Annotated in this window: 8 protein-coding genes; 2 read left to right on the top strand and 6 right to left on the bottom strand. The window is 73.5% G+C overall.

The genetic code is table 11. The features are described 5' to 3' along the window. Window positions 1-62: 62 nt before the first annotated feature. The 5 genes from ACFZDA_RS00395 to ACFZDA_RS00375 form a co-directional block, all read right to left on the bottom strand. Complete coding sequence (locus ACFZDA_RS00395) at window positions 63-950, bottom strand: FCD domain-containing protein (protein WP_391072664.1); 888 nt, start codon at window positions 948-950, stop codon at window positions 63-65. 161 nt (window positions 951-1,111) lie between these two features. Then, window positions 1,112-3,487 (bottom strand): ATP-binding cassette domain-containing protein, encoded by a 2,376-nt coding sequence (locus tag ACFZDA_RS00390; protein WP_391072661.1) that lies wholly within the window; start codon window positions 3,485-3,487, stop codon window positions 1,112-1,114. Between the two features lie 121 nt (window positions 3,488-3,608). Next, window positions 3,609-4,367 carry an NUDIX domain-containing protein gene (locus ACFZDA_RS00385; RefSeq protein WP_010034909.1) on the bottom strand — a complete coding sequence of 253 codons (759 nt, stop codon included), beginning with the start codon at window positions 4,365-4,367 and terminating at the stop codon, window positions 3,609-3,611. Window positions 4,368-4,497: 130 nt separating this feature from the next. Beyond that, a complete protein-coding gene (locus tag ACFZDA_RS00380) occupies window positions 4,498-6,366 on the bottom strand; it encodes a glycogen debranching N-terminal domain-containing protein (protein ID WP_391072658.1) in 1,869 nt (622 codons plus the stop codon). Window positions 6,367-7,034: 668 nt separating this feature from the next. Beyond that, on the bottom strand, window positions 7,035-8,957 hold the full coding sequence (locus tag ACFZDA_RS00375; RefSeq protein ID WP_391072655.1) for a DUF4192 family protein: 1,923 nt from the start codon (window positions 8,955-8,957) through the stop codon (window positions 7,035-7,037). A gap of 141 nt (window positions 8,958-9,098) precedes the next feature. Here ACFZDA_RS00375 and ACFZDA_RS00370 point away from each other — a divergent pair, with 141 nt between their 5' ends. Together ACFZDA_RS00370 and ACFZDA_RS00365 are read left to right on the top strand one after the other, a co-directional pair. After that, complete coding sequence (locus ACFZDA_RS00370) at window positions 9,099-11,264, top strand: RecQ family ATP-dependent DNA helicase (protein WP_391072652.1); 2,166 nt, start codon at window positions 9,099-9,101, stop codon at window positions 11,262-11,264. Between the two features lie 358 nt (window positions 11,265-11,622). Further along, complete coding sequence (locus ACFZDA_RS00365) at window positions 11,623-12,237, top strand: hypothetical protein (RefSeq protein WP_086564991.1); 615 nt, start codon at window positions 11,623-11,625, stop codon at window positions 12,235-12,237. A 306-nt stretch (window positions 12,238-12,543) separates the two neighbouring features. Here the strand turns inward: ACFZDA_RS00365 and ACFZDA_RS00360 are convergent, their stop codons facing one another. Next, window positions 12,544-13,173, bottom strand: a complete 630-nt coding sequence (locus tag ACFZDA_RS00360; protein WP_391072648.1) for a hypothetical protein — start codon at window positions 13,171-13,173, stop codon at window positions 12,544-12,546. Window positions 13,174-13,207 lie beyond the last annotated feature (34 nt).

The raw sequence follows: 13,207 nt of genomic DNA, 5'->3' as shown, positions 1-13,207 counted from the left end.
ACCAAACGGGCACTGCCACAGGAGGGGGTGGCACACCCGGCCGCGCCGCCCGTGGAACGCGGTCAGTGCTCGCGGGGAGCGGGCACCACGCGTTCCACCTCGGGATGGACCGTGAGGAGTTGCCGCATCGCCGCCTCGGCCGCGGCTCCGTCGCCGCTGGCGAGAGCATCACAGATGCGGCCGTGATGAGCCAGCGATGTCTCGTTCGGCCGGTCACAGCCCGCGACCGGACCGCCCGAGACCTGGAGGGCCGCGGACACGATCCCGGAGAGGTGCTCCAGCATGCGGTTGCCGGCGACCTGGATGAGCAGCGAGTGGAACTCGGAGTCGGCGCGGGAGAAGGTGAGCGCATCACCCTGGGCCATCGCGTGCCCCATGATCTCGACCATGTCCGCCAGGCGCTGCTGGACGTCCTCGCGCCCGTGCCCGGCGGCGAGGCGGGCGGCGAGCGGCTCGATCGTCCAGCGCAGCTCGCTCAGCTCACGGCGCTGGTCGTCGCGCTGCGGCCCGAAGGCCCGCCACTCGATGATGTCCGGATCAAGAAGGTTCCAGTCGCTCACGGGGCGCACGCGCGTACCGACATTCGGGCGGGCGCTCACCAGGCCCTTGGCCTCCAGGACGCGGAGCGACTCGCGGACGACGGTGCGGGAGACCTCGAACCGCTGGCCGATCTCCTCGGGCACCAGCGGGCGGTCGGCGCCCAGGTCGCCGGAGACGATCATCTGACCCAGTTGCTGGACGAGTTGGCCGTGCAGCCCGCGGCCGCGGCTGCCCGCGGCGCGCCTGCCCACCCGGCCCAGCTCGGGGTCCCCGCCGTCCCAGGCAGGGGGACCGACGCGGTCGACCGCGGGGGCCTCCGCGAAGGGGTAGCGGTCGAGTTCGCCCGGGCTCGCGAGGCCGGAGTCAGCGGAGCGGGCGGCGGTCATCATGGTGTGCGCAAGGGTACTCACGCATCCTTTGTCGGCGCCGTCTCCAACTCCCTTGAGGTCTTTGGTGAAAAGCACACGAAAGGGTGATCGCTCACCCCGTCGCAATTGACGCCTTATCGGAAAGAAATGGGCGTTCCACGGGGAGTTGTGCGCATGGCCGGACTAAGGGTTACGGACAGTCGTCACCGGAACCGGCTCCGTAGTGCGGTGAGCAGGTACGCGCCGAGCAGTGCGGTCAGCGACAACGTCAGTGCGCCGCCGACGGGTTGGGAGATCACACTGAGTGCGGCTTCCAGGTAGCGCTCTCCTCCGAAGGGCCATCGCGGCATGAGAGCATCGCGCAGCCGCATGGGCAGTCCTGCCGCGGTCCGCACGGACGGTCCTTCCAGGACCTTGTTCACCGCGGGTACGACGAGGAGCGGTACGGCCGCCACGGCGGCGAGTCCAGCCGAGGTGGACCGGAAGACGCCTGCGGCCAGCACGCCCGCCCAGGCGCAGCCGACCACGAGCCCGGTCCAACTCGCACTCATGGAAAGCCAGTCGGCGGGAACCTGGGCGAGCTCCCGTCCGTAGACGAGATAGAGCACTTCGGCGTCGCAGCCGACGGTGAGGGCGGCCAGCATCAGCGCGGTGGCCGTGGCGACGAGCAGTTTGGCGGCCAGCAGCCCCAGCCTTCGGGGCACGGTGCCCCGGTCCGCGGCCAGGGCGGGGTGGCGGAACTCGTCCCCGAAGGCCAGCGCGCCGAGCAGTCCCGCGCCGAGCGCCGCGGGCGGCAGGGGCAGCTCCTGCGGCCAGGCGGCCAGCAGGCGCGGCTGCGAGGTGTGCCCGATACGGGCGAGTACGACGGCGGTCACGGCGGAAACGGCGAGTACGGCGGCCCCGGTGAGGAACCCGGTGCCGATCCCGGCGGCACGGCGGATCTCGTAGCGGAGGGGGCGGAGCGGACTGGGGGCGGGGCGGACGGAGATGGGAGGCGGCAGAGGGGGCAGGGCGTCGAGCGTGCGCGTCGAGCGTGCGCCGGCCCGGTGGAGCGGCAGAGGTGCCGTCGTCTCCTCAGGCCGGGCCTCGGCGCTGGACAGGTGGCCGGCCGAGGAAGCGTCCAGGCGTTGGCGCGGCTCTGCGGCGGGCTGAGCGGGCCCGTCGGAGGACAACGACCCGTCGGCGGCCGGCTTCGGCGCGTCAACGGCAGGTCGCGGCTCAGCCGGGCATCGCGGCTCGGCGCCGGCGGCCACGCCTTCGGCGGTCACCGGGGTCGGTTTCGGTGTGTTGAGGGCGGAGCGCGGCTCAGCCGCAGGCCCCGACTCGGCGCCGGCCGCCCCGGCTTCGGCGGACACCGGAACCGGCTTCGGTGCGTCGAGGGCGGGGCGCGGCTCAGCCAGGCGTCGCGGGTCGGCGCCGGCGGGCACAGCTTCGGCGGTCACCGGGGTCGGCTTCGTTGTGTCGCGGGCGGGGCGAGGCTCACCGGTCGCGGGCTGGGGCGCAACGGTCGTCCGGTGAGCGTCGGTGACGGGCCCTGGTCCGGCACTCGCGCACTCCGGCTCGAGGCCGAGGTGTCCGAGCATGTCGGGCGGCGTTCGCACCGTGTCGGCGGCCCTGTGCGAGTCGCCCGACGTCTGCCCTGGTGTGCCCGTGGCCGGGTCACCGCCGACCTGCGGCTCACCTGCCTGCGCTACCCCCGCCCCGGGCCCCATGTCGCCGATCTCGTCGGCGAGTTGGTGGACGACGATGCCGTGGTGGAACGCCGTCTCGCCGATCTCGGCGCAGGTACTGCCGTACACGGACAGGCGGTTGCCGCCTTCCCGAACGACTTCGACGGAGCGCCGCGCGGTGCGGGCCTGCTTGGTCAGGAGAGCCGCCAGACGTGCCGCGTGCGGGCTGCGTACGGCGACCCGGGGACGCAGGCGGGTGCGTGAGAACTCCGCGACGTCCTGGTCGGCCACGACCCTGCCCTGCTCCAGCGTGACGACACGGCCGGCGGTGCGGGCGGCCTCCTTGGGGTCGGCCGTGGTGAACAGGACCGTGCCGCCCTGGGCGGCGTGGGCGCGCAGCATGCCGTGCAGCCAGTGGCTCTCGCGGACGGACAGACCGTCGGCCGGATCGTCGAGGACGAGCGTGTGCGGGTCGGCCAGGAGGACGCAGGCCAGGCCCAGACGGCGGTCCATACCGCGCGAGAGGGTGCCGAGGCGTTCGTCGCGCAGGCTCACGAGCCCGACCGCCTCGAGGACTTCGTCGGCACGCCGGACCGGGACCCCCGCCGCGGCACACAGCATGCGCAGATGACCGCGGACCGTGCGCGCCGGGTGCCCCGGCACGTCGCCCAGCAGCACACCGACCTCGCGCGAGGGATGGGCGATGCGGTGCAGGGGGCGGCCCCGGAAGTGGGTGATGCCACGGCCCTGTTGGAGTTCCAGCATGAGTCTGAGGACTGTCGTCTTGCCGGCGCCTGGTGCACCGAGCAGCGCGGTGACTCGGCCCGCTCGCGCCTCGAAGGAGACGTCGTCGGCTGCGGGCGGAAGCCCTTTGCGGGGATTGCTGGTCAGTCCGAAGGCCTGGATCACCCGCAGCAAGATAGCGCGCTATGTCCGATTTTCCGGGCAGCACGAGGCCTGCCTCGGGCAGGACGATCACCCTTGCCCGGACAGCGGCCGCGTGGCGTTCCGGAACCGCGTCAGGTCCGCGTCAGACCTCGGGGCGCAGCATCGGGGGGTTGAGCAGAGTCGCACCACCGGCACGGAAGAGCTGAGCCGGGCGGCCTCCCTGGCGGGTGGTGGTCCCGCCCGTGGGGACGAGGAAGCCCGGTGTGCCGGTGACCTTGCGGTGGAAGTTGCGCGGGTCGAGCGCCACGCCCCACACCGCCTCGTAGACACGGCGCAGCTCGCCGACCGTGAACTCGGGCGGGCAGAAGGCCGTGGCCAGCGACGAGTACTCGATCTTGGAGCGGGCGCGCTCCACTCCGTCCGAAAGGATCTGCGCGTGATCGAACGCGAGCGGCGCGACCGGCTCGGCGTCCCGCCCGTAGCCGCCCTGCCGCAGCAGTTCCTCCACCGGGGCCCAGCGCGCGTTGCTGGCGTCGCCGCCGGCCCGGGGCGCGGGCAGGTCGGGGGCGAGCGCGAGGTGGGCGACACTGACGACCCGCATCCTGGGGTCCCGCTTGGGGTCGCCGTAGGTGGCGAGCTGTTCCAGGTGCGCCCCGTTGTCCTGTGCGGGGACGGACGGATCGTGGACACGCAGTCCGGTTTCCTCGGCCAGCTCGCGTGCCGCGGCCTGCGCCAGGTCCTCGTCGGCCCTCACGAAGCCGCCGGGAAGCGCCCAACGCCCCTGGAACGGCGGTTCCCCCCTGCGTACCGCCAGCGCACACAGGGCATGGCGGCGAACGGTCAGCACGACCAGGTCCACGGTGACGGCGAAGGGCGGAAACGCTGACGGGTCGTAGGGCATGCGGCGATCATAGTCGTCTGCCTGACGATAAACACTCCCTTCGCCGTTCGCATCGGCGACTGATCCACTTCGGTCGGACATGGACATCACGGTGGGCTCTGGTTGTCGGACAGTTGAACGTCGTACCAGGTCACACCCCCAGTTGAAGACCGTCGGCCGCTTCTTCGACCATGGCGAGGCCGAGCCGGCTGACCCGCACGGAGAACGGGGCGCCCGCGATCCGCAGGCTGGTCAAACCGATCTCGCCCAGGGGCGCGCTGCGCATGGGGCGCAGGGTGACCGTCCCGGCCGGAGCGTCGGGGCGGATGCCGACGAGCGTGGTCAGCAGCAGCACTCCGGCGGCCGCCGAAGTGGCCGCGGGGCGGCAGGCCGCAGGGTGCGGGAGAGGGGCGCTCCCCTCCGTGCGCTGTTCCCCCGCGTACATGTCGGGCAGCCGGTGGGCGAATGTCTCGGCGGCCGCCAGTACGCCGCGCAGCAGCGAGGTCGCCTCCTTCTCGTAGCCGGCGGCGGCCAGACCCGCGACGGCGAGTGCGGTCTCCTGGACCCGTACGGCCCCGGCGCGGTGGCCGAACGGATTGAACCCCGGTTCCTTGGCGCCCAGTCCGCGCATGCCCCAGCCCGAGTCCATGACAGGGCTGCCGAGCAGCCGGGCGAGCTTCTCGGTCTGCACCTTGTCGAGCAGACCTGGCGCCAGGGCGCCCTCGCCCAGCAGGCCGGTGTCGAGGAGGTGGGCGGCGGCCGCGCCCAGGTGAGGCACCGGCCTGCCGTCCGGGGCACGGGCTGCCGCGGGCCGTCCGCCCCCGAGGTCGTCGGCCCAGAAGTCCCCGCGGAAAGCGGTCCGTAAGGCCTGCGCCCACTGCCGGAGTGCCGGTCCGCCCGTGCGGCCGCAGGCATCGAGCAGGTCGGCGCCGAGGAGCGCGGCGCGGTGGGCATGGGCCTGTGTCTCGCAGCGGAGGGGACCGCCGGGATGCGGGTCGCGCAGGTAGGTGCCATCGCCCACGGTGGCTCGCAGCCAGGTCAGACAGCGCTCGGCGGCGGGCAGCAGTTCCTCCGTCTCCTGCTTGCCGAGGCCCCAGCGGCGGGCCTCGGCGAGCAGGACCGGGAAGAGCAGCGTGGCCTCCGTACCGGTGCACTGCGGCGGAAGGTGCGGGCCCGCGTCCCGTCTCGGGCCGGGAATCATCCCGGACTGTGCTCCCGGGCCGGTGAGTTGGGTACGGGCGAGGATCCGCAGCGTTCCCGCTGCCAGGTCCGTACCGAGCGGCAGGGCCATCCGGGCGGCCACGAGCGCGTCGGCGGGGGCCAGTCCGCAGCGCCAGGGTGCCCCGGCCGCGAGGTGGGTGTCGGCGGGGTTCGCGGAATCACGCAGCAGGAGGGCCTGGAGGTCCTCGATGCTCGTCCTCAGGAGTGCGGGGACTCTCGGGTCGTCGCCTTCCGCTCGCGCGGCGGCGAGGGGGCTGGTCGCCGTACGGCCCACCGCTCGGAGGGGACCGGCGCCGTCGGGCCGCACCCGCAGCTCCACGCTTCTGCTGCCGCCCGGCGGCAGGTCGAGCTCCCACCGCAGCAGTCCCGCTGAGGCCAGGGCGTCCGAGGGGGGCGGTGCGGCTGTGACGGACGCGTTGCCGGTGGCGCAGGACCAGCGCAGGCCGCAGTCGTGGACAGTGGCGGGGAGTTCGGGTCCGGCGTGGCCCGAGGCGATCGACCCCAGGTCGGCCAGGTCCGTGCCCAGGGACACCTCGACCGGCAGACGCAGCGGACGAGGAGCCGCGCTGTGCAGGGTGATCCGTTCCGTGCCGTCCGCGAAACGGTTGCGTTCCACGACCACGTCCGGATCCGGGCCTGCCTGCGGCGACGTGCGGAGCGTGCCCACGAACCTGGCACGGTCGGCCGCGGCCATGCGGGCCTGCACGGCGAGCGGTTCCCTTCCGGCCACGCGGACCTCGCACCGGGAGAGCACCCGCCGGCCGGCGCGGTAGAACCCTTCCAGTCCTTGGCCGGTCATCTGCCCTTCCTCCGTCGAGATGGCCAGGCCGGGAAGCGCTACACAGATCATCATGGTGTGGGCGGGCGGCAGGTCGGCGGACCAGCGCAGCCCGGGGATCGTGGCGCCCCGGGGCGGCGCGGCGCGCTGCCCTGTGGAGGACGGGCCCCGGCTCGGAGCCAGGGGCGGCGAGGGCGAGCCATACCCCGACGCCGAACCAGGGCGACGGTTCTGGCCCGCCCCCTGCGGCGACGAACGGCCCCGGCCCGGTGTCGAGGGCGGGCATGAGTCCTGACCGGTGGGCAGCGAGGCCGATAACGCGCCTCCAGGGAACCTGGGCCCGAATCCGGCGGCACGTGCCGCCGGCCGCGGAGGGGCGGTCTGGGCCCCCGGCCGTGGAGCGCCGGCCCCGGGAATGCCGGGCCCCGATCCACGAGGCGGTGGGGGCCCGCCCCGGGCGTGGCGGTCGTCGGCGGCGGAGGGCGGAGTCGGCTGATGCATGGGGAGGCTTCCTCTGCGCTCTGTGCGCCTGGATCGAGTTCGGCGCCGGTGCCGGAGGGTTCCGGCGGGGCAGGGGCGGTACGGCGTCACCCGTCCAGGCGTTCCGCCACTCAGGTGAACGGCGGGAACCTCCTTCGGGTCACGCCCGTGCCACCGCCCCGCGCGCGTCGCGGCCGCCAGGAGGACACTCACTCCTCCCCCTCCGTGCCCTGGCCGGGCTGCGCGCCTTCCTCGCCGGTGTCCCCGCACGGCCCGGCCGTCTTCCCCGACGGATGCGCGCGCGTGCCGCTCGTGCGCCCACTGCCGGAGCGCGCCGTGCCCGTGGTCGCTCGCCCGGTGCGCGTGCCGGCGCCTGCGGCATGGCCAGGGCGCGGAGGACCTGCCGGAGTACGCCGACGGGGAGCCCGGGCGCTGGGGGCTCGGGCTCCCCTGCGGGCATCACCCGGGGCGGTGCCGGCGGCACCGGCACGGGTACGGCGTCGACGACGTGAGGGGATCGCCGTGGACGCGGCTGCGGGCTCCGGCTCGAACTCGGACGTAGCTGCCTCACCGCCGGCGATATCGCCGGCGGCGGACCGAGCCGGGGAGGCGTCGGTCTGCGGCTCGGAGCCGGCCGCCCGTCCGGGCAAGTCGTCCACCCTGGCCCGGGAGCTGCCGACCTGCTCGACACGGTCCTCCCCAGCCGGGGAGCCACCCACCCGCTCAACGCAGTCGTCCGTCGGGACAAGGGAGTCCTCCGCCCGCTCGACACACTCCTCGGCCCGAGCCCGGGAGCCGTCTGCCCCGGCTTCCCAGCCGTCGACCCGAGCACCCAGGCCATCGGACCGAGCCGCCGATTCGGCGGCTCCCGAGCACCCACGACCGTCGCGCTCCGCGCGCAGGCAACTGTGGATCGACTCCGGGTCGAGGCCTTCGTTGCAGGCTTGGTGCAGGAGACGGGCGAAGAGATAGTCAGGGTCCGCACCGAGGGCCATGGCAAGGGCTTCCCTGGCCTCCAGTTCATCGCCCGTGGACCATGCGACCCATCCGGCGAGAGTGAGCGGCGCCGCGGCGTGCTCGCCGTAGGGTCCGACGCAACGGCGGGCCAGCGACCGCCAGAGGCGCAGGGCGAGTCCGGCCTCGTCACCCTCCATCCACTCGGCCGCGCGGTCACGGGTCGCACGGTCCTGGAGACCGAGGATCAGCCGGGCCGCCTCGTCGTGCGCGAGAAGTTCGTCGTCGCGGAGATCCGCAAGGAGCGTGCCGTAGACGGGCTGTGCCCCGGCGAAACGGTCCAGGATCCGCCCGGCCAGTCGTAGTGTCTCGTCGGCCACGTCGGCGCGGCCGGCGTCGTCCAGGATCCTCGGGACCAGCGCCAGGCTGGCGGTGTCCAGGGCGGTCTCCTGCTCGAGAGCGGCGGCGGTCTCCCAGGGGAGCAGCCGGGCCCGCAGCTCCCGCAGCGTGCCACGCACCTGGATGCCCGCGTAGGTGGCAGCGGCCGCCAGTACCGATGTGCCGGGCAGGCCCATGGGGGCGCCCTCGGGCGGGCAGCACACTGCGTTGTCACAGCAGAACGACCAGTAACGGCCGTCGGAGATGCACAGCGCCTCGACCACGGTCACGTCCAGGGAGCCGCACTCCACGCGCAGCCTGTGCGCCAGCGGCCTCAGCCGCTCCATGACCTGTCGGCCGGACTCGCCCTTCTCCGGTTCCTGGCAGAGGAAGGCGACCATCGACTCGGGGCGGGCCCCTCGGCGCTCGCTTCCTGTCACCAGCCCGTGGGCCAGCTGCCGGGCCGCCGACGGCCAGTCGTCCGCGTTCGCGGGGATGCCGAGGCGGGCCCGGCCCCCGAACCGGCCGCGCCCGTCCCTGTCGTGCAGGGCGACCAGGACGATGCTGTCCTCCGGGCGGTACCCGAGCAGATACGGCAGGGCGTCGGCCAGTTCGGCCGGGGTGCGCAGGGTGACCTGGTGCTCGCCGCCGTGCCCGTCGTACGGGGGGCTGGGGACATGCGGTCCGGCGACGTCGCCCGCCCCCTTCAGCGGTCCGCCGTCCTTGCGCTTGCCGTGCGCGTCGGGTCCGGTGATGTCGCCGTTCTCAGAGGATCCAGTCGCTTCGCTGTGGTTCGTCATGCGGAGACGATCTCGCGGAATCCAAAGCTCCGCTTGCCCCTGTGGATAACTCCGATCAGGGACACGTCACCGCAAACAGGGGGCGCCGGATTACCTCGTGCACCGCTCGCGCTGTCAGTGCCGTCCTGTTGTATGGAACGCATGGAGCACACGAGCAACGCGGATCTCCGGGCGGCGGCCGACACAGTCCTCGCTCGTCTCGTCGGGGACGTCTCGGGAACGGCCCGGCTGCGCGAGGACCAGTGGCGGGCGATCGAGGCACTGGTCGCCGACAGACGCCGCGCCCTGGTCGTCCAGCGCACGGGCTGGGGCAAGTCCGCGGTGTACTTCGTGGCGACCTCGCTGCTGCGGGCGCAGGGCAGCGGTCCGACCGTGATCGTCTCCCCGTTGCTCGCGCTCATGCGCAACCAGGTCGAGGCGGCGGCCCGGGCCGGCATCCACGCCCGGACCATCAACTCCTCCAACACCGAGGAGTGGGAGGCAGTTCAGGACGAGATCGCCGCGGGCGAGGTCGACGTCCTGCTGGTGAGTCCCGAGCGGCTCAACAACCCGGACTTCCGGGACCAGGTGCTGCCCCGGCTCGCCGCCGCCACCGGGCTGCTGGTGGTGGACGAGGCGCACTGCATCTCCGACTGGGGCCACGACTTCCGGCCGGACTACCGCCGCCTGCGCACGATGCTCGCCGACCTCCCGCCCGGTGTGCCGGTTCTCGCGACCACCGCCACCGCCAACGCGCGGGTGACGGCCGACGTCGCGGAACAGCTCGGCACGGGCGGCAGCTCGGACGCCCTGGTGCTACGGGGCCCCCTGGACCGGGACAGCCTGAGTCTGAGCGTGCTCCGGCTGTCGGACGCCGCGCACCGGATGGCCTGGCTCGCCGAACACCTCGGTGAACTGCCGGGTTCCGGGATCATCTACACACTCACCGTGGCCGCCGCCGAGGAGGTCACCGCCTTCCTCCGGCAGCGCGGGCACACGGTCACCTCGTACACGGGCAAGACGGAGAACGCCGACCGTCAGCAGGCCGAGGAGGACCTGCTCGCCAACAAGGTGAAGGCGCTGGTCGCCACCTCGGCGCTCGGCATGGGCTTCGACAAGCCCGATCTGGGCTTCGTGGTGCACCTCGGTTCACCCTCCTCCCCCATCGCCTACTACCAGCAAGTGGGCCGCGCCGGACGCGGCGTGGAGCACGCCGAGGTGCTCCTGCTCCCCGGGAAGGAGGACGAGGCGATCTGGGAGTACTTCGCGTCGCTCGCCTTCCCCTCGGAAGAACTGGTGCGCCGCACGCTCGACATCCTCGCGCACGCGGACAAGCCCCTCTCCCTGCCCGCCTTGGAGCCCCTGGTGGAGCTGCGCCGCTCCCGCCTGGAGTCCATGCTCAAGGTCCTCGACGTGGACGGGGCGGTCAAGCGGGTCAAGGGAGGCTGGATCGCGACGGGCCGGCCCTGGACGTACGACGCCGAGCGGTACGCGTGGGTGGCGCGGCAGCGCAAGGCCGAGCAGCAGGCGATGCGCGAGTACGCGTCGACGACGGACTGCCGGATGGAGTTCTTGCAGCGCCAGCTGGACGACGAGGCCGCCAAGCCCTGCGGTCGCTGCGACAACTGCGCGGGCCCCCGCTTCACCGCAGAGATGTCCGAGGAGACGCTCGACGCCGCACGCGTGGACCTGGGGCGTGCGGGTGTCGAAGTGGAGCCCCGGCGGATGTGGCCGACCGGGCTGCCGGCGATCGGAGTGGACCTCAAGGGACGTATCCCGGCCGGCGAACAGGCCGCGCCGGGGCGGGCGTTGGGGCGCCTGTCGGACATCGGCTGGGGCAACCGGCTACGACCCATGCTCGCGGCCCAGGCCCCCGACGGACCCGTGCCGGACGACGTGGCGAAGGCCGTGGTGGGGGTGCTGGCCGACTGGGCCAAGGGGCCCGGCGGCTGGGCCCAGGGCGTGCCGGACCCACGGCCCCGCCCGGTGGGCGTCGTCACCGTCGCCTCGCGCACCCGGCCTCAGCTGATCCACTCCCTGGGGGCGCGCATCGCCGAGGTCGGCCGGCTGCCCCTGCTGGGCGCCGTCGAGTACACGGGCGACGTGTACCCGGGGCCCCGGAGCAACAGCGCCCAGCGGCTGAAGGCGCTCGACGGGGCACTGGCCGTGCCGCCCGCCCTCGCGTCCGCCCTCGCCGAGGCCCAGGGCCCGGTCCTCCTCGTGGACGACTACACGGAGACCGGCTGGACCCTCGCGGTCGCGGCCCGCATGCTCAGGCGCTCCGGTGCGCAGGGGGTGTTGCCGCTGGTGCTGGCCGTCCAGGGATGACCGCACGTCGAGGGGCGCAGCCGCCACATCCAGGCCGGGCATCGGCCCTGCGACCGGGCACCGCCGCCTGCCCGGTCGCGCACACCTCTGGACACCGCGCACGCCCGTGACGTACGAACGTGTCGTGCTCGAACGCCCCATGGGTGGCCCGGCGACGCGCAGGGTGAGGATATTAGCCGCGCATCATCTGATAACGGTCGACTGCGCCAATTGCTCGTTGCCGCATTCAAGTTCGACAGGAAGAATTGAGGTCCGCTCCCGCACGGTACGACCGCCGATCCGGTAGGGCCTCGCTGCGGTGCGCGCTCCCCGATTCCGACCCCGCCCGCAGTGTGGGCGCGTAGCCGAAGGGAGGACCGTGACCTTCGGATTCGCTCCGGCCTCGGCAGCGGCGTCGACGTCCGCCGCTTCCGCCAACCGCTTGCTCGAACCCGCGGAATGGGCCGCCGCCGGGATCCCGTTGCTCCGCAACCCCCGTGAAGTCGTCAGCGGACTGCACGCCCGGCACCACCCGCAGCCGGCGACCGCTGTCATCGCCGTGCTCGATCCGGACGAGCGGCTGCGGGCGAGCGCCTCGTTCGTCCGCCGGACGGCCCCGGCCGACGGCTGGATGTTCCGCAACGTGCTGCTGGCGCAGCTGCGCCGGATCATCCCGCACGATCTGCGACGCCGCACACCGGTACGCACCGCCGTGCTGCTCTACTGCCGTGAGGGCGACGCGCGTTGGACCGAGGAGGACGGCGCGTGGATGTGGGGGCTGCGCGACGCCTGCACCCTGCACGGGCTGCGCTGCGGGGCGTACATCACGCTGACCCGCGACGGCTGGCAGGTGCTCGGCGAGGGCCGCGGCGGACGCCGCCCTCACTCTGCGTCGGCACCGGAGCCGTTCGACACGTCGGAGGCACCGCCACCGCTGCCGCGCACCGGTGGCGCCGCTTCCGAAGTGCTGCGCCGCGCTGCGGCGGCCCGCTGAGGTCCCTGGACCAGACCCCGGCCCTGGGGCAGGCCCTCCCTGGGACATGCCGCCCCTGTGCAGATCATTCCGCACAGGGTGGGATCCGTCCGGCTGAAGGGGCGTACCCCGTCGTACGGCACACCACGGTTCCTGTGACGGGCAGTCGGAACGAGCGTCCCCAACGGCAATGAGGCCATGCGGGCAGGACCGTGCGCAGCCACGGCGCCCAGCCCTCCGGGCATGCCGAACCACCCGACGTGCGGAGCCGCCGAAGCGGCGCCTGAGGCCGGCCCCCGGCGCCCGGCAGGGCGCCACGGAACCGACTCAGACGCTCGTGCCCAGCACCGAGTTGATCCGCTGCGGATCACCGCAGACGATCAGCAGGGCGGTGGCCCGGGAGTGGGCCACGGACAGGGCGCTCGCGGCTGCGGCCTCGACACCGCCGTTGACGGCGACCACGACCACCGGACGAGACGCGGCACGGTCGGCGACGGTGGCGTCCGTGTAGAAGACGTCGTCACCGGCGTCATGCTGAGCCCAGTAGGAGGTCTCGCCGAACGACAGCTCGTGGGCGGCCCACGGGTGCTGTTCGCCGGTCGTGATCACCAGGACGTCGCCGGGGGCGCGACCGGAGTCCAGGAGCAGGTCCACGGCCTCCTCGGCGGCGTCGAGCGCGCCTTCGGCGGAAGCCGGGATCAGCTGGATCTGCGGGGTGGCCGGAGCGTCGGCACCGGCTGCGGGACCCGACGGACCGGGCTTGGCGGCTGCGTCACGCGGGGTGCGCTGCACTGGCGGCGCGGGCCGCACAGGACCGGGACGACCGGGACGCGACGGAGCCGCGGGGCGGGGGCCGGGTACGGGGCGAGGGGTCTGCGCGGTGCGGCCGCTGGCCGGAGTGGCGCGGGGACCCTGGGCACTCTCGTGAATCTGAGGCTCCTCGGGAATGAGAGGCATGGGTTGATATTTATCAAACGTTGGTACGGCCCGC

It is taken from the genome of Streptomyces sp. NPDC007991 (assembly GCF_042958445.1).
Classification (GTDB): domain Bacteria; phylum Actinomycetota; class Actinomycetes; order Streptomycetales; family Streptomycetaceae; genus Streptomyces.
Note: the sequence above shows the minus strand (reverse complement) of the source record. Positions and strands in the feature narration are given on the sequence as shown.

Excerpts from the sequence above, each read along its gene's own strand:
- ACFZDA_RS00380 (WP_391072658.1), bottom strand. The coding sequence starts at position 6,366 with ATGACCGGCCAAGGACTGGAAGGGTTCTACCGCGCCGGCCGGCGGGTG.
- ACFZDA_RS00360 (WP_391072648.1), bottom strand. The coding sequence starts at position 13,173 with ATGCCTCTCATTCCCGAGGAGCCTCAGATTCACGAGAGTGCCCAGGGT.
- ACFZDA_RS00385 (WP_010034909.1), bottom strand. The coding sequence starts at position 4,367 with ATGCCCTACGACCCGTCAGCGTTTCCGCCCTTCGCCGTCACCGTGGAC.
- ACFZDA_RS00370 (WP_391072652.1), top strand. The coding sequence starts at position 9,099 with ATGGAGCACACGAGCAACGCGGATCTCCGGGCGGCGGCCGACACAGTC.
- ACFZDA_RS00375 (WP_391072655.1), bottom strand. The coding sequence starts at position 8,957 with ATGACGAACCACAGCGAAGCGACTGGATCCTCTGAGAACGGCGACATC.